The sequence below is a fragment of the Kribbella sp. NBC_00382 genome (assembly GCF_036067295.1).
Classification (GTDB): domain Bacteria; phylum Actinomycetota; class Actinomycetes; order Propionibacteriales; family Kribbellaceae; genus Kribbella.
In genome coordinates this window covers 1,381,772-1,396,385 of record NZ_CP107954.1, presented here as the reverse complement: position 1 = coordinate 1,396,385, position 14,614 = coordinate 1,381,772, and the positions used below count along the sequence as shown (strand labels likewise).

Here is a 14,614-nt window from a genome sequence, read left to right as displayed (position 1 = left end):
CATTGAATAGTCAACATTGATTAAATCTGCAATCGGGCTCGCCGGCCGGTGGCGCGGGCTGGTGGGCCGCGGCCCTGGGCTCAGGCCGGCGCGGCGCCGGCCGGCGGCTCCGGGATGACCCCCCAGTGTGAGGCGAGGCCGGGCGGGGGCGCCCAGTCGGGTGCCTCGCCCGCGAACGAGTAGCTCCCGTCGGCCACCCGCTGCCGGAACCCCTTGGTCCACTCCAGCTCGCCCCGGTCGCGGGCGTCGGCGATCCGGAGCATCTCGACCACGTGGTCCGGCGTACCGGGGTCCTCGATGATCTGCCGCTCCGAGAACGGCTCCGCCTTGGAGAGCTGCTCCAGCTGGACGATCCGCGACTCCAGCGCGGCGAGCACCTCGTCGCGGCGCAGTGACCACAGGAAGCTGAGCGCCGCCTGCATCTGGTCCGGCCGGAACCCGTCCACGCTCCACAGCGCCGCCCGGAGCAGGGTGAAGTACTCCGACTCGCCGTCCGAGGTCAGCTTGTACGACGTACGCCCGGGCTTGTTCCCGGCGCCTTCCTCCAGCTCCAGCAGGTAGCCGTGCTTGGCCAGCGTGCGCAGGCCGGTGTAGATCGACCCGGGGTTGATGTTCGCCCACTGCTGGACGTTCCAGGTCAGCAGCTCCTGGCGCAGCTGGTAGCCGTAGGCCGGCTGGAAGATCCGGACGACGCCGAGCAGGAGCAAGCGCGTGGTGGACATGCTCGCAGTGTAAATTCACCTGCCCGCGACCGGTGGTACCCGTAGGGTGACTGGCCATGAGCGTGCGGCTGACCACCGATCCGAAGGCCTTCCAGGCGACCGCCTTCCCGTTCCTGGAACAGGACCCGGTACTCCACACCCTGATCATGAGCAACGTCTCCGACCGAGCCGCCGGCCGCTACCCGGACGAGACCGAGCCCTCGTACTTCGTCTCCGTCCACGACTCCGCAGGCGCGGTCACCGGCGTCGCGATGCGCACTCCCGGCCGACCCGTCTACGTAGGCGCCCTCCGCGCCGAGCTGGCGGCCGAGGTAGCCGACGCGTACGCCGAAGCCTTACCGGCCCTCTCTGGAGTCTCCGGCGATCGTGCCGCGGTCTACGCCTTCGGGGACAGGTGGTCGGAACTTCGAGGGACCACCGCAGGCGCTGAGTCGAAGGGCACCCGCCTGCACCGCCTCGACGTACTCACTCCGTTGAAGGCTGACGGAGAGCTCCGCCTGATGCGCCCGGACGACATCCCACTCGCCGTCACCTGGGTGGCCGACGGCTTTCCCGCGGAGGTCGCCTTCCTCGGCGAGAGCTGGGCGAAGCGTCAGTTGGAGCAAGGCACCCTGTGGTTCTGGGACGCCAACGGCCAGACGGTCAGCATGGGCGGCTACCGCCTACCGCTCCACGGCGCCAGCCGGGTCGGCCCGATCTACACCCCGCCCGAACACCGCCGCCACGGCTACGCCGGCGCGCTGACCAGCAACCTCACCGCCCGAGTCCTTGCTGCTGGCAACAAGCCCTGCCTCTACACCGACCTGGCCAACCCGACCTCCAACAAGATCTACGCCCAACTCGGCTACGTTCCGGTCGCAGACTTCATCGACCTCGTCTTCGCCGCATGAAGGTCCGGCTGACCGCCGATCCGGCGGAGTTCAAGGCGATCACTTTCCCTTTCCTGCAACGCGATCCGGTCCTGCACTCCTACATCCTCAGCAACACCGCGGACCGCGTCGACGGCATCCTGCACGACCCCGCGCCACCCCTCTTCTTGTCGATCCACGACGACCCGGGCGAGGTCGTCGGCGCCGTCTTCTGCACAGCCCTCCGCGGCATCCAACTCGGAGCCCTCCCGGACGCCTTGGTCCCGGCGATCGCCGACATCTGCGCCGACCAAGCACCCGACCCCGACACCATCGCCGGTACTGCGACCGCCGCGCGGCAGTTGGCTGAGCTCCGTGCCGCGCGCACCGGCAAGACCTTCCACCAGACCCTCGGCATGCGGCTGCACAAGCTCGGTACCTTCGTCGAACAGCACGCGACCGGTACCGCCCGGCAGGCGGTCGCCGCGGATCTGGAGGTTGTCGTCTCTCTGCTGGCCGCCTACGGAACCGAGCTTGGACACCCACTGCCGCCCGACGAGCAGTACCGCTGGGGCAGTACCAGGATCGAACGCGGCCGGGTCTGGCTCTGGGAGGACGGAGGCCGGGTGGTGAGCGTCGTCGGCCACCAGGAAACCCTCTTCAACGCGACCCGCGTAGGCCCGGTCTACACACCCCCGTCCGCCCGTGGCCACGGCTACGCGAGCGCCCTCACGGCCCATGTCACCAAACACCTCCAGGCCACCGGCTCGGAGGTCTGCCTCAACACCGACCTCGCCAACCCCACCTCCAACAAGATCTACGCCGCCATCGGCTACCGCCCACTGGTCGACTTCGTCGTCTACGAGCTCAGGTGACGCTGACGTGGATGCGTGGAGCGGGCTAAAACCCTCCCCAAACCGGCGATTTCGAGGTCGGCTGACGGGTTTTGGTGCCGCTGGCGTGAAGGTTGGCGCCAGCGGCACGAAAACCTGCCAGTGGCCACCCAAACAGGAGGTTGGCCCGCCGCGCCCTTGCCAACAGCAACCATCGATCCACCTTCGCCCGGCTAGATCCACCCGTGCATGCGGGCTACCTGGACTGATTCGTAGCGGTTGGTGGTGTTGAGCTTGGTGGCGGCGGAGGAGAGGTAGTTGCGGACCGTGCCGGGGGAGAGGGAGGCGCGGCGGGCGATCTGTTCGATGGGGGCGCCGTCGGCGGCGTGTTCGAGGACTTCGGCCTCGCGGGGTGTCAGCGGGTTGTCGCCGGCGGAGATGGCTTCGGCGGCCAGTTCGGGGTCGACGTAGCGGCCACCGGTGTGGATGGTGCGGATGACGTCGGCGAGGACTTGGGCTGAGACGGTCTTGGGGAGGAAGCCTCGGACGCCGGCGGTGAGGGCTTGTTTGAGGTGGCCGGGGCGGGCGTGGCCGGTGACGATCAGGCAGGTGCAGGTGGGCAGTTCGGTGCGGAGGGCCTGTACTACGCCGATGCCGCCGATAGCGGTCGAGCCGGTGGCGCCAGGCATCTGGAGGTCCAGTACTGCGACGTCCGGGCGATGGAGGCGGGCCATCGCGAGTGCCTCATCAGCCGACGCCGCCTGGCCGACCACCTCGAGGTCGTCCTCCAGGGACAGCAGAGCCGCGAGGGCGGTCCGGATCAGGTTCTCGTCGTCGGCCAACAGGAGCCGGATCATCGGGCCACCGGGAGCTGGACGACCAGGATGAAGCGGCCGGGCGGGGCGGCGACGGTGAGCGTTCCGCCGAGGGAGCCGAGGCGCTCGCGCAGCCCGGCGATCCCGGTCCCGCCCTCGGCGGCCTTCGGCTGGTCCGAGGGCGCCGCGACGCCGTCGTTCTCCATCCGCAGGAAGATGACGTCACCCATGCTGAGGTCGAGCTCGATCTTGCAGGCCGTCGCGTTGCTGTGCTGGATGACGTTCGTGGTGCCTTCCCGGACCACCCAACCGAGCGCCGCCTGGGTCGCGGGCGGCAGCGTCGCGCCGTCGCCGATGACGCGACAGTTGACGCCGGCGGACCGGAGTACGGACTGGGCGCCGGCCAGCTCGGAGGCGAGGTCTGTCGCGCGGTAGCCGCTGACGACGGCCCGCATCTCGCGGAGCGAGTCATGGGCGATCTGCCGGACATCGAGCATCTGGTCGGCAGCAGTGGCGTCCCCTCGGGTCGCGAGTGCGGCCGCCAGCTCACTCCGTACCGCGACCAGCGACAGGTTGTGGCCGAGCGTGTCGTGCAGATCGCGCGCGAACCGCAGCCGCTCCTCGGCGATCGCCAGCTGAGCGCTGACCGCGCGGGACCGGTCGATCTCCCAGCCGAGGCTGAGCGTCCACACCGAGACGCGGCAGGTGAAGACGATGAAAGCAGCCCAGGAGACGTAGGCGATCGCCGGACCGACCTGGAGTGACCACACGCCGGTCACGGCCGCTCCGGCGAGGACCACGCCCAGCAGTGGCACCCATCGCAGCATCGGCGTCAGAGTGAAGAGCAAGGCACCGATCAGCGCAATGCTCACGGGGATGTGGAGTTCCGCCTCGCCACCCCAGCCGAACCCGGGGAAGGCCAGGTCCGCAGCCAGGAGTCCGGCAAGAGTCAAGGCAGTGGAAACCGCGATCAGACGGCCGTCGACCGGGGCTCCGGTCAGGTACCTGCTGATGGCCGCGCGGAGCAGGAACACGTTGGCCGCGGTGTGCGCGGTGACGACGACCAGGAACAGAACGGCACCCGGGAGGTGAAGATTCCGCTGCCCGACGGTGATCAGTGCGGCGAGGAGCAACTCCCCGCAGGACAGGGCGTACAGCGGCCAGCGCAGGGTGATGTCGAAGCGCTCGGCTCTGCTGCGCTCGAGCCACCAGCGCGGGACGGGAACCATGGTGGTCAGCCTGTCACGTCGCTCAACGGCGGGGCTCCCAGCGGAACCAGCGGCGGGTCGCCAGCCCGCCGACGATCACCCAGGCCAGCAGTACGAGCACCGGCTGTACTGCGGGTGCGAACGACCCCGCCAAGCTCACAGTGCTTCCGTCCGGGGTGGTGCCCGACAGGCCGAGTCGCAGCAGCTCCACCACCGGCGTGAGCGGCAGCAGCCGCGCCAACTGGTCCAGCCCCTCCGGTAGCTCGGAGAGCGGAAAGTAGAGGCCACTGAAGTTCAGCGGAATGATCAGGAAGGGCATCGTCGTCAGCTGCGCCATCTCGACGCTGCGGGTCAGTGCGGTGGTAGCAGCCGCAAGCAGGGCGAACACAGCCGCGCCGAGCAACAGGGCGAGCACCACCAGCAGGAGGTTCACCGGGAGGGGCATCTCGACCAGCAGCGCGCTGGCGATGGCGGCGAGCACCGCCTGACCCCAGGCGATGACCACTGCGGGGATCGCGGCACCAGCAAGGATCTGCAGGTCAGTGGCCTCGCCGGTGCGCAGTCGTTTGAGGACGAGTTCCTCGCGGCGAGCGACCAGCGAGCTGACGAGGTTGTAGTAGACGAAGAGGTTCAGCGACACGGCCGCGATCATGGTGAGGATCGCCGTGCCCGGGTCGGGGCCGACGACGGCCATCAGCTCCGCTGACGACTGCAGTCCGAGCACGACGAAGATCGGCAGACCGATGGCGACCAGCACAGCCAGCGGATTGCGGCGGAGCAGCAGAGCCTCCGACCAGGCGAGTGACATCATGCGGCGGCTCCTTCGGCCGGGTCGGAGATCGGGTCCGACCCGGCGATCGCGAGAAAGGCTTCCTCCAGCGACGCGGGGCGCGCGGTGAGCTCTGCCAGCTGGATCCCGGACTGTGCGGCCCAGGCCAGCAGCGCGGTGAGGGTGAGCTGAAGATCCTCGGTGTCGAGCAGGACCTTGCCGCTGGCGCTGACGGTGGCAACAGCTTGCGGGAGATCGGGGAGAGTGGTGCCGGGCATCAGCTGGAAGGAGATCCGGGCTGGCTGGATGCCGGCGATCTCGGCCGGTGTGCCGAGGCCGACGATCCGGCCGTGGTGCATGATCGCCAGCCGGTCGGCGAGCTCGGCGGCCTCCGCCAGGTAGTGCGTGGTCAGCAGGACCGTGGTGCCCGACTCCAGCAGCTGCGAGATCAGCCGCCAGGTGTTCTTCCGGTTCTCCGGGTCGAGGCCGGCGGTCGGCTCGTCGAGGAACAACAGATCCGGCTGGCCGGCGATCGCGAGACCGAGGCTCAGCCGTTGCCGCTCACCACCGGACAGCTGACGGACGCGGACTCCTGCCCGCGAGGTCAGCTCGACGAGCTCGAGGATCTCGCCGACCGGGCGTGGTGTGCTGAGCGTTCCGGTCCACATCTTGGTGGTCTCGGCGACGGTCAGATCGGCCGCGAAACCCCTGTCCTGCAACATGATTCCGATCCGTGGCCGGACCGTCCGCCGATCCCGGTACGGATCGTGGCCGAGCACCCGGACGGTACCGGAGGTCGGCTGCGCGAGCCCTTCGAGCACCTCGAGCGTGGAGGTCTTGCCAGCGCCGTTGGTGCCCAGCAACGCGAAGAGCTCACCCCGGCGGACGGCGAAGTCGATGCCGCGGACCGCCTCGTACCCGGGCCGGCCGGCGTACCGGCGGGTGAGCCGCTCGACCTGGATGACTGCTGATTCGTCCATACGGATCAGCTTGGCGGCCGAGCGGCCCCGTACTGCGTGCAGCTGTCACCGGTACTGGTGACAAATGTCAGTTGACCTCGACCGTGGTGCCCGGGTTCAGCTGCTGGTACGGCCGGTCCTCGGCGTTGATGAAGCGCTGCATCATGCCCTGGCCGATCGGGCTGAGCAGGGCGTCGTGGATCCCGATGGTCTGTACTGCGTCGACAGCGCGGGCGTACTCGACAGCCGGCGGCAGGGCGAACCACGGACCCGAGATCGGCACCAGGTTGGTGTGTACCTTGCGGTCGGGCTGCGTGAACGAATCGCCCGGGTGGTAGACCGCGTCCTCGATCAGGAAGCCGACGTTCTCGCACGGAACGCCCATCTCCGGAAGGATGATCGCGTGATCCTTGCCATAGGCACGGACCGCGAACCCGGCCGCCTCGAAGACGGAGCCGTCGGCAACGATCTGGACCCGCTCGCCCAGCTCACCGAGCTGCGAGGCGACCCCGGCGTTGGTCCAGATCGGGGCGTCGATGCCCTTCACCCGGTCGACGTCGAGGTGGTCCTGGTGCTCGTGCGTGACGAGGATCGCGTCGACACCTTCGAAGGCGGCGTCCTCGGTGAAGCTGCCCGGATCGACGAGCAGCACCTTGCCGTCCTTCTCGAGCCGGACACAAGCATGGGTGTACTTCGTGAGCTTCATCAATCTCCCAGAGCGTCTCGCATCGGAACCAATTTTGCGTTCGTCTCGGCCAGCTCGGCCTCTGGGTCGGAGCCGGCGACGATGCCGGCGCCGGCGAACAGGCGCATCCTGGTCGGGTCATCGGGGTCGGCCTGGCCGCAGCGCAGGGCGATGCACCACTCGCCGTCGCCGGCCGCGTCCATCCAGCCGACCGGGCCGCTGAACCGGCCGCGGGCCATGCCCTCGATCTCGCCGATCACGTCCCGCGCGACGTCGGTCGGCGTACCGCAGATGGCAGCGGACGGGTGCAAGGCGGCGGCGAGGCCGAGCGCGGAGGCGCCGTTGGCCGCGACGCCGGCCACGTCGGAGGCGAGATGCATCACGTTCGGCAGGTGCAGTACGAACGGGGTCTCGGGCACGTTCATCGACTTGCAGTGCGGCTTGAGGGCGTCGGCCACCGAGCGGACGGCGTACTCGTGCTCCTCGAGGTCCTTGCTCGAGCGCGCCAGCGAGGCGGCCAGCGCGAGGTCGTGCGCGTCGTCGCCGGTACGCCGGATGGTGCCGGCCAGTACGCGCGACGTGATCAGGCCCTTCTCGCGCCGAACCAGCAGCTCCGGGGTGGCGCCGATCAGCCCGTCGACGGAGAACGTCCAGCAGTTCGGGTACGCCGCGGCCAGCCGGCGCAACGGCCAGCGCAGGTCGATCGGGTTGGGCGAGATCGCGATCAGGTCGCGGGCGAGGACGACCTTGTCGAGCTCGCCGTTGGTGATCCGCTTGACCGCGTCGGCCACGATGCCGGACCACGCGGTACCGGACCGCGCGCCATCGGCGAACGCGACCGCACCTACCGGCTCCGGCTCGTACGTCGTCAGCTCGGGCGGCGCGGCCAGCGAGCTCGCACCCGAGATCGTGGTCACCCAGGTGATCCCGCCCCGGCGGCCGACGATCACCTCGGGCACGACCAGTTCACTGGCGTCGGTGTCGGTGAAACCGAACGAACCGAAGCAGACCAGTCCCGATCCTGGTACGCCGACCTCGTCGCGCACCACGGCGTTGGCGGTGAGCTCCTTCCACCACGCCTGCGCCTCGGCGAACCGGTTGCTACCGGCAACGTCCAGCCGGGCGGCGACGCCCCAGCCGACATGCCCGTCGCCGCGGCGTACCCAGGCCAGCCCGCCGGTCTCCGGCAGGTGGTCCATCAGTGCGGCGGCCACGCCCGCGACGCGCTGGCTGCGAATCACCAGCTGCGGAGCCGGCACCGCACCGGTTTGGAGCGGGTCAGACAAGCTCACAGCAACACTCCTCGCTCGCTTCCCGGCCCCGGGTCACGATGGCCGGCCGGCTCAATGGAGATTCGCTCACGAGATGCAAGCGTAGGCCGCTCCTGTAACCAGCGAATTTCGGTGCCTGTCGCAGCCGTGATCAACTAGACAAGTGACCCGCGCAGACCTGACCAAACAACCTGAGGCTGTCGCCGCGATGTTCGACAACGTGGCCGAGGGCTACGACCGGACCAACGCGGTCGCCACGATGGGGCTGGAGAAGGCCTACTGGCGGCCGCAGACGCTGGCCGAGATCGCGCCGCGGAAGGGGATGAAGATCCTCGACCTGGCCGCCGGGACCGGCGCGTCGAGCGTGAAGCTGCGCGAGGCCGGCGCCGAGGTGGTGTCCTGCGACTTCTCGGTCGGCATGCTCCGGGTCGGCAAGCGCCGCTACCCCGAACTGGACCTGATCGCCGGCGACGCGCTGCGGCTGCCGTTCGCCGACGAGACCTTCGACGTGGTCACCATCTCCTGGGCCTTGCGCAACGTGAACGACGTCACTGTCGCGCTGGCCGAGATGCTCCGGGTCACCAAGCCCGGAGGCCGCCTGGTCGTCCTCGAGAACTCGCACCCCACTTGGAAACCCTTCCGGGTCGCCTACCTCGAGTACATGATGCGAGCCGTCCCCGTAGTCGCCAAGGCCGTCTCCACGAACCCCGACGCCTACGTCTACCTCGCCGAATCAGTCCGCGCCTGGCCCGCTCAGGCCCCCCTCGCCGACACCATCGCGGCCTCCGGCTGGACCCACGTCCAATGGCGCAACCTCACAGGCGGCCTAGTAGCAATCCACCGAGCCACCAAGCCGGTCTGACGGCAACGCGGCGGGGCCCGGAGTACGGACCGCCGCCGCGTTATTGCAGGTCAGCCCCGCCCGTGGTGCCCGCCGTGCTCGCTGCACACCCGGCCCGTGGTGCCGCACTGAGAGCAGGTCAGGGCGATCCCCGCCATACCCCGCTTCCGTCCGCCGTCGCAGGCCTGACAGTCCTTCAACGGCCGATGACATGTTGCACAGTCCGCCATGGTTCCCCCTCGTAGTTGGTCAGCCGAACGTAGAGCGGAGACCGGCTCTGACGGGAGCGTTCGGACCAAGTTGTCAGCTATTTGTCCGGTCGCTTCAATTACGCAACGAATGAGGCGCATAAATCGGTTGTGGGGAAGGGGTTCCGGGCCGGTTTCGTGTCCAAGTCAGGCAGTCCTAGACTGTCGGATGACCAGGCCTCGTGAATCCCTTCACGAGTGACACAGCCCTCCACCAGGCCGGGATGAGATGAGCCAGAGCGTGCCTAGCAGGCAGCAGGCCGAGACCGCTGATGTGATCGTCGTCGGCGCCGGGCCCGCAGGCTCGGCAGCCGCGTACCATCTGGCGAACGCGGGCCTCGACGTGCTGCTGCTCGAGAAGACCGCGTTCCCGCGCGAGAAGGTGTGCGGCGACGGCCTCACCCCGCGGGGAACCAAGCAGCTGATCAACATGGGCATCGACATCTCGCCCGAGGCCGGCTGGATCAAGAACTACGGCCTGCGGATCCGCGGCGCCGGGCACGAGCTGCAGCTCGACTGGCCCAACCTGGCCAGCCACCCGAACTACGGGCTGACCCGGAACCGGATGGACTTCGACGACATGCTGGCCCGCCAGGCGGTCAAGGCCGGCGCCCAGCTGCGTGAGCGGACCAACGTGACCGCGCCGATCCTGGACGACAAGGGCTTCATCGTCGGCGTCACCGCCAAGCCGGTCGACGACAACGGCCGCCGGGCCGGCGAGGACCTCGAGTTCCGCGCCCCGCTGGTGATGGCCGCCGACGGCAACTCGTCGCGGCTGAGCGTCTCGATGGGCCTGCACAAGCGGGACGACCGGCCGATGGGCGTCGCGGTACGGACGTACTTCACCAGCCCGCGGCACGACGACGACTACCTCGAGTCCTGGCTGGAGCTGTGGACCGACGACCCGAAGAACCCGGGTCAGCGCAGCCTGCTGCCGGGGTACGGCTGGATCTTCGGGATGGGCGACGGCACCGTCAACGTCGGGCTCGGCATCCTGAACACCTCCGACGCGTTCGGCAAGGTCGACTACGCGGACCTGCTCAAGCAGTGGCTGAAGAACACGCCCGAGGAGTGGCAGTTCCGCGACGAGTTCCAGACCATCCCGATCCGAGGGGCGGCGCTGCCGATGGGCTTCAACCGGCAGCCGCACTACACCCGCGGCCTGATGCTGCTCGGCGACGCGGGCGGGATGGTGAACCCGTTCAACGGCGAGGGCATCCCGTACGCGATGGAGTCCGGCGCGTTCGCGGCCGAGGTCGCGGCACAGGCCCTGCGCCGGCAACCGAACCAGCGCGAGCGGGCGCTCTCGGCGTACCCGAAGGCGCTGAAGCAGGAGTACGGCGGCTACTACACGCTCGGCCGGGTGTTCGTGAAGCTGATCGGAAACCCGGAGGTGATGCGGCTGTGCACCAAGTACGGTCTGCCGCGCACCACCTTGATGAAGTTCACCCTGAAACTGCTCGCCAACCTCACCGACCCGCGCGACGGCGACGTGATGGACAAGATCATCAACGGCCTCACCAAGGTCGCCCCGGCAGCCTGATCGGCGGGGCGAGTGACGTGAGACACAGCGGTACTGGTAACAAAGGCAAGCAACCGACCACGTAGTACCCGACGCAAAGTTTGGAGGGAGCAGCCAAAGATGCACCCTTACGTACCGATTCTGATCCTCGGTGTACTCGCGGCCATCTTCGTGGCGGGCACCTTGGTGACCAGCGCGCTGGTCGGCCCGAAGCGCTACAACCGGGCCAAGCTCGACTCGTACGAGTGCGGCATCGAGCCGACGCCGCAACCGGTCGGTGGTGGGCGTTTCCCGGTGAAGTACTACATCACCGCGATGCTCTTCATCGTGTTCGACATCGAGATCATCTTCCTCTACCCCTGGGCCGTCGCCTTCGACCAGATGGCGCTGTTCGGGTTGGTCGAGATGGTCATCTTCATCGTTACCGTCTTCGTCGCGTACGCCTACGTCTGGCGCCGCGGCGGACTGGAGTGGGACTGACCTATGGGTGTTGAAGAACAGCTTCCGGCCGGCGTACTGCTGACCACGATCGAGGGCCTGTCCGGCTACATGCGCAAGGCCTCGTTGTGGCCGGCAACCTTCGGGCTGGCCTGCTGCGCGATCGAGATGATGACGACCGGCGCCCCGCGTTACGACGCGGCCCGGTTCGGCATGGAGGTCTTCCGCGCGTCGCCGCGGCAGGCCGACCTGATGATCGTGGCCGGCCGGGTGAGCCAGAAGATGGCCCCCGTGCTGCGCCAGATCTACGACCAGATGCCGAACCCGAAGTGGGTGCTGGCGATGGGTGTCTGCGCCTCGTCGGGCGGCATGTTCAACAACTACGCGATCGTCCAGGGCGTGGACCACGTGGTCCCGGTCGACATGTACCTGCCCGGCTGCCCGCCGCGGCCGGAGATGTTGCTGGACGCGTTCCTCAAGCTGCACGAGGACATCCAGAACGGCAAGCTCGGCGCGAACAAGAAGGCGCTGCAGGCCGAGCAGGAGACTGCCGCCCTGGCCGCTTCCCCCACCCTTGAACTGAAGGGCCTGCTCAGGTGAGCGACACCCAACCAGAGAACCTTCCGGCGACCCAGCCGGGTGCCGACGCGCAGACGCCGGCCGCCGAGGTCATCGACCAGCGCGAGGGCATGTTCGGTGTCCGCGGCACCGGTGACACCTCCGGCTTCGGCGGCCTGCGCCGCCAGGTCGCGCTGCCGGGCGGAACGGCCAAGCCGTACGGCGGCTGGTTCGACGGCGCCACCGACAAGCTGGAGAGCCTGGTCGGCGACGGCGCGATCGAGAAGGTCGTCGTCCAGCACAACGAGCTGACCCTGCACGTCGCCCGCGAGCGGCTGGTCGAGGTCGCCCAGCACCTGCGCGACGACGAGGCGCTGCGGTTCGAGTTCTGCTCCGGCGTCTCCGGCGTGCACTACCCGCACGAGATCGGGCGCGAGCTGCACGCGGTCTACCACCTGCTCTCGATCACGCACAACCGGCGGATCCGGCTCGAGGTGTCCTGCTCCGAGGCCGACCCGCACATCCCGTCCGTCGTCTCGGTCTACCCGGCCAACGACTGGCACGAGCGCGAGACCTGGGACTTCTTCGGCATCATCTTCGACGGACACCCGGCGCTGACCCGGATCCAGATGCCCGACGACTGGCCGGGCCACCCGCAACGCAAGGACTACCCGCTCGGCGGTATCGACGTCGAGTACAAGGGCGCCGTCATCCCGCCGCCCGACACGCGGAGGTCGTACAACTGATGACTGCCACAGACCCCTACGCCACCACCCGCGACACCACCGAGGGCAAGGTCTTCACCGTCACCGGTCAGGACTGGGACTCGGTCGTGTCCGGCCTGGGCGACGAGCCCGAAGAGCGGATCGTCGTCAACATGGGCCCGCAGCACCCGTCGACGCACGGCGTGCTCCGGCTGATCCTCGAGATCGAGGGTGAGAACGTCACCGAGGCCCGCTGCGGCATCGGTTACCTGCACACCGGTATCGAGAAGAACATGGAGTTCCGCTCCTGGACGCAGGGCGTCACGTTCTGCACCCGGATGGACTACCTGTCGCCGTTCTACAACGAGACCGCGTACTGCCTGGCGGTCGAGCGGCTGCTCGGGATCGAGGACCAGATCCCGGAGAAGGCGAACGTGATGCGGGTGCTCCTGATGGAGCTCAACCGGATCAGCAGCCACCTGGTCTGCATCGCCACCGGCGGCATGGAGATCGGCGCCCTGACGGTGATGACGATCGGCTTCCGTGAGCGCGAGATGACGCTCGACCTGTTCGAGCTGATCACCGGCCTGCGGATGAACCACGCGTTCATCCGGCCCGGCGGTGTCGCCCAGGACCTGCCGGCCGGCGCGCTGGACAAGATCCGGGAGTACATCACCTGGATGAACAAGCACCTCCCCGAGTACGCCGAGCTGTGCAACGCGAACCCGATCTTCAAGGCCCGCCTGCAGGACGTCGGCTACCTGGACCTGACCGGGTGCATGGCGCTCGGCATCTCCGGCCCGCCGCTGCGCGCGACCGGGTACGGCCTGGACCTGCGCAAGACCCAGCCGTACTGCGGCTACGAGACCTACGACTTCGACGTACCGACCTGGGACACCGCCGACTCGTACGGCCGGTTCCGGGTGCGGCTGCAGGAGATGTGGGAGTCGCTGAAGATCGTCGAGCAGTGCGCTGACCGCCTCGCCAAGATGGAGGGCGAGCCGGTGATGGTGGCCGACAAGAAGATCGGCTGGCCGAGCCAGCTGGCCGTCGGCAACGACGGGATGGGCAACTCGCTCGACCACATCAAGCACATCATGGGCGAGTCGATGGAAGCCCTGATCCATCACTTCAAACTCGTCACCGAGGGCTTCCGGGTCCCGGCCGGGCAGGCCTACGTGGCGATCGAGTCGCCGCGCGGCGAGCTCGGCTGTCACCTGGTCTCCGACGGCGGCACCAAGCCGTACCGGGCGCACTTCCGCGACCCGTCGTTCGCAAACCTGCAGGCGATGCCGATCCTGTGCGAGGGCTCACAGGTCGCCGACGTGATCGTCGCCGTCGCCAGCCTTGACCCGGTGATGGGTGGAGTGGACCGATAGATGGCTGACACAACCGTTCCCTACAGCACAGGCGAGACGAAGATCGGCGACACCACGATCGCCGAGATGCGCGAGCTGGCCGCCCGGTACCCGGTCGGCCGCTCGGCCCTGCTGCCGATGCTGCACCTGGTGCAGTCGGTGGAGGGCCGGATCACCCCCGAGGGCATCGAGGCCTGCGCCCACGTGCTCGGGCTGACCGGCGCCGAGGTGTCGGCGGTGGCGACCTTCTACACGATGTACAAGCGCCGCCCGGTCGGCGACTACCACGTCGGCGTCTGCACCAACACGCTCTGCGCGGTGATGGGTGGCGACCTGATCTTCGAGCGCCTCAAGCAGCACCTCGACGTCGGCAACGACGAGACCACCGAGGACGGCAAGATCACCCTCGAGCACCTCGAGTGCAACGCCGCCTGCGACTACGCGCCGGTGATGATGGTGAACTGGGAGTTCTTCGACGACATGACGCCGGAGTCGGCGACTGCGTTGGTGGACGACCTGCGCGATGGCACTAGCGAGGTCAAGTCCCCCCGCGGCGCCACGATCTGCACCTGGAAGGAAGCCGAGCGCGTACTGGCCGGCTTCCCCGACGGCCGCGCCGACGAGGGCCCGACCGGTGGCAAGGCCACCCTGGCCGGTCTGCGTCTCGCCCGCGAGCGCAACTGGACCGCCCCGGAAGGAACGCACTCCCGGAGCAACGGCGCCGCCGCCGAGACAACCGTCTCGCCGGACGCCGCGTCCGGTCCGCGTCCGGAAGACCAGCCGGGTAAGGAATCCCAGGCGGTTCACACCGACGACAGCCGCAAGGAGGACTGAC

The 14,614-nt window shown here is 68.5% G+C and carries 16 protein-coding genes; 9 read left to right on the top strand and 7 right to left on the bottom strand.

Going from position 1 to position 14,614, the window contains the following annotated elements; genetic code table 11:
• Positions 1-80: 80 nt before the first annotated feature.
• Positions 81-722, bottom strand: coding sequence for a PadR family transcriptional regulator (locus OHA70_RS06990; RefSeq protein ID WP_328329785.1), 642 nt, complete (start codon positions 720-722; stop codon positions 81-83).
• A 56-nt stretch (positions 723-778) separates the two neighbouring features.
• On the opposite strand from OHA70_RS06990, the gene OHA70_RS06985 reads away from it, so the two are divergent.
• Both OHA70_RS06985 and OHA70_RS06980 read left to right on the top strand, forming a co-directional pair.
• Positions 779-1,612 (top strand): GNAT family N-acetyltransferase, encoded by an 834-nt coding sequence (locus OHA70_RS06985; RefSeq protein ID WP_328329783.1) that lies wholly within the window; start codon positions 779-781, stop codon positions 1,610-1,612.
• Positions 1,609-2,445 carry a GNAT family N-acetyltransferase gene (locus OHA70_RS06980; RefSeq protein WP_328329780.1) on the top strand — a complete coding sequence of 279 codons (837 nt, stop codon included), beginning with the start codon at positions 1,609-1,611 and terminating at the stop codon, positions 2,443-2,445. The genes OHA70_RS06985 and OHA70_RS06980 overlap by 4 nt, the downstream gene beginning before the upstream one ends.
• A 191-nt stretch (positions 2,446-2,636) precedes the next feature.
• Here the strand turns inward: OHA70_RS06980 and OHA70_RS06975 are convergent, their stop codons facing one another.
• The 6 genes from OHA70_RS06975 to OHA70_RS06950 all read right to left on the bottom strand — a co-directional run bounded on the left by OHA70_RS06975 (position 2,637) and on the right by OHA70_RS06950 (position 8,131).
• A complete protein-coding gene (locus OHA70_RS06975) occupies positions 2,637-3,260 on the bottom strand; it encodes a response regulator transcription factor (protein ID WP_328329778.1) in 624 nt (207 codons plus the stop codon).
• A complete protein-coding gene (locus OHA70_RS06970; RefSeq protein WP_328329774.1) occupies positions 3,257-4,447 on the bottom strand; it encodes a sensor histidine kinase in 1,191 nt (396 codons plus the stop codon). Before OHA70_RS06970 ends, OHA70_RS06975 begins: the two co-directional genes overlap by 4 nt.
• 22 nt (positions 4,448-4,469) lie before the next feature.
• Positions 4,470-5,237: an ABC transporter permease gene (locus OHA70_RS06965; RefSeq protein ID WP_328329772.1), complete on the bottom strand. Its 768-nt coding sequence runs from the start codon at positions 5,235-5,237 to the stop codon at positions 4,470-4,472.
• Positions 5,234-6,175 (bottom strand): ABC transporter ATP-binding protein, encoded by a 942-nt coding sequence (locus OHA70_RS06960; protein ID WP_328329770.1) that lies wholly within the window; start codon positions 6,173-6,175, stop codon positions 5,234-5,236. The genes OHA70_RS06965 and OHA70_RS06960 overlap by 4 nt, the downstream gene beginning before the upstream one ends.
• Positions 6,176-6,242: 67 nt before the next feature.
• Positions 6,243-6,860, bottom strand: a complete 618-nt coding sequence (locus OHA70_RS06955; RefSeq protein ID WP_328329768.1) for an MBL fold metallo-hydrolase — start codon at positions 6,858-6,860, stop codon at positions 6,243-6,245.
• Entirely contained in the window at positions 6,860-8,131 is a 1,272-nt protein-coding gene (locus tag OHA70_RS06950; RefSeq protein WP_328329766.1) for an isochorismate synthase, read from the bottom strand. The genes OHA70_RS06955 and OHA70_RS06950 overlap by 1 nt, the downstream gene beginning before the upstream one ends.
• A gap of 142 nt (positions 8,132-8,273) precedes the next feature.
• Between OHA70_RS06950 and OHA70_RS06945 the strand changes: the two genes are divergently transcribed.
• From OHA70_RS06945 to nuoE, 7 genes are all read left to right on the top strand, one after another.
• Positions 8,274-8,972: a demethylmenaquinone methyltransferase gene (locus OHA70_RS06945; protein WP_328329763.1), complete on the top strand. Its 699-nt coding sequence runs from the start codon at positions 8,274-8,276 to the stop codon at positions 8,970-8,972.
• Between the two features lie 456 nt (positions 8,973-9,428).
• The gene (locus OHA70_RS06940; protein ID WP_328329761.1) at positions 9,429-10,742 is read left to right on the top strand and encodes a geranylgeranyl reductase family protein; all 1,314 of its coding nucleotides are present in this window, start codon (positions 9,429-9,431) and stop codon (positions 10,740-10,742) included.
• Between the two features lie 99 nt (positions 10,743-10,841).
• Positions 10,842-11,201 (top strand): NADH-quinone oxidoreductase subunit A, encoded by a 360-nt coding sequence (locus OHA70_RS06935; RefSeq protein ID WP_328329758.1) that lies wholly within the window; start codon positions 10,842-10,844, stop codon positions 11,199-11,201.
• A 3-nt stretch (positions 11,202-11,204) separates the two neighbouring features.
• A complete protein-coding gene (locus tag OHA70_RS06930) occupies positions 11,205-11,759 on the top strand; it encodes a NuoB/complex I 20 kDa subunit family protein (protein ID WP_328329756.1) in 555 nt (184 codons plus the stop codon).
• On the top strand, positions 11,756-12,463 hold the full coding sequence (locus tag OHA70_RS06925) for an NADH-quinone oxidoreductase subunit C (RefSeq protein ID WP_328329754.1): 708 nt from the start codon (positions 11,756-11,758) through the stop codon (positions 12,461-12,463). The genes OHA70_RS06930 and OHA70_RS06925 overlap by 4 nt, the downstream gene beginning before the upstream one ends.
• Entirely contained in the window at positions 12,463-13,800 is a 1,338-nt protein-coding gene (locus OHA70_RS06920) for an NADH-quinone oxidoreductase subunit D (RefSeq protein ID WP_328329752.1), read from the top strand. Before OHA70_RS06925 ends, OHA70_RS06920 begins: the two co-directional genes overlap by 1 nt.
• Positions 13,801-14,613 carry an NADH-quinone oxidoreductase subunit NuoE gene (gene nuoE, locus OHA70_RS06915; protein ID WP_328329750.1) on the top strand — a complete coding sequence of 271 codons (813 nt, stop codon included), beginning with the start codon at positions 13,801-13,803 and terminating at the stop codon, positions 14,611-14,613. It begins immediately after the preceding gene.
• The last annotated feature ends 1 nt before the right edge of the window (position 14,614 follow it).

What these genes read in the sequence shown, in the direction of transcription:
- OHA70_RS06990 (WP_328329785.1), bottom strand. Translation starts at nt 722, where the DNA reads ATGTCCACCACGCGCTTGCTCCTGCTCGGCGTCGTCCGGATCTTCCAG.
- OHA70_RS06985 (WP_328329783.1), top strand. Translation starts at nt 779, where the DNA reads ATGAGCGTGCGGCTGACCACCGATCCGAAGGCCTTCCAGGCGACCGCC.
- OHA70_RS06980 (WP_328329780.1), top strand. Translation starts at nt 1,609, where the DNA reads ATGAAGGTCCGGCTGACCGCCGATCCGGCGGAGTTCAAGGCGATCACT.
- OHA70_RS06975 (WP_328329778.1), bottom strand. Translation starts at nt 3,260, where the DNA reads ATGATCCGGCTCCTGTTGGCCGACGACGAGAACCTGATCCGGACCGCC.
- OHA70_RS06970 (WP_328329774.1), bottom strand. Translation starts at nt 4,447, where the DNA reads ATGGTTCCCGTCCCGCGCTGGTGGCTCGAGCGCAGCAGAGCCGAGCGC.
- OHA70_RS06965 (WP_328329772.1), bottom strand. Translation starts at nt 5,237, where the DNA reads ATGATGTCACTCGCCTGGTCGGAGGCTCTGCTGCTCCGCCGCAATCCG.
- OHA70_RS06960 (WP_328329770.1), bottom strand. Translation starts at nt 6,175, where the DNA reads ATGGACGAATCAGCAGTCATCCAGGTCGAGCGGCTCACCCGCCGGTAC.
- OHA70_RS06955 (WP_328329768.1), bottom strand. Translation starts at nt 6,860, where the DNA reads ATGAAGCTCACGAAGTACACCCATGCTTGTGTCCGGCTCGAGAAGGAC.
- OHA70_RS06940 (WP_328329761.1), top strand. Translation starts at nt 9,429, where the DNA reads ATGAGCCAGAGCGTGCCTAGCAGGCAGCAGGCCGAGACCGCTGATGTG.
- OHA70_RS06935 (WP_328329758.1), top strand. Translation starts at nt 10,842, where the DNA reads ATGCACCCTTACGTACCGATTCTGATCCTCGGTGTACTCGCGGCCATC.
- OHA70_RS06930 (WP_328329756.1), top strand. Translation starts at nt 11,205, where the DNA reads ATGGGTGTTGAAGAACAGCTTCCGGCCGGCGTACTGCTGACCACGATC.
- OHA70_RS06920 (WP_328329752.1), top strand. Translation starts at nt 12,463, where the DNA reads ATGACTGCCACAGACCCCTACGCCACCACCCGCGACACCACCGAGGGC.
- nuoE (WP_328329750.1), top strand. Translation starts at nt 13,801, where the DNA reads ATGGCTGACACAACCGTTCCCTACAGCACAGGCGAGACGAAGATCGGC.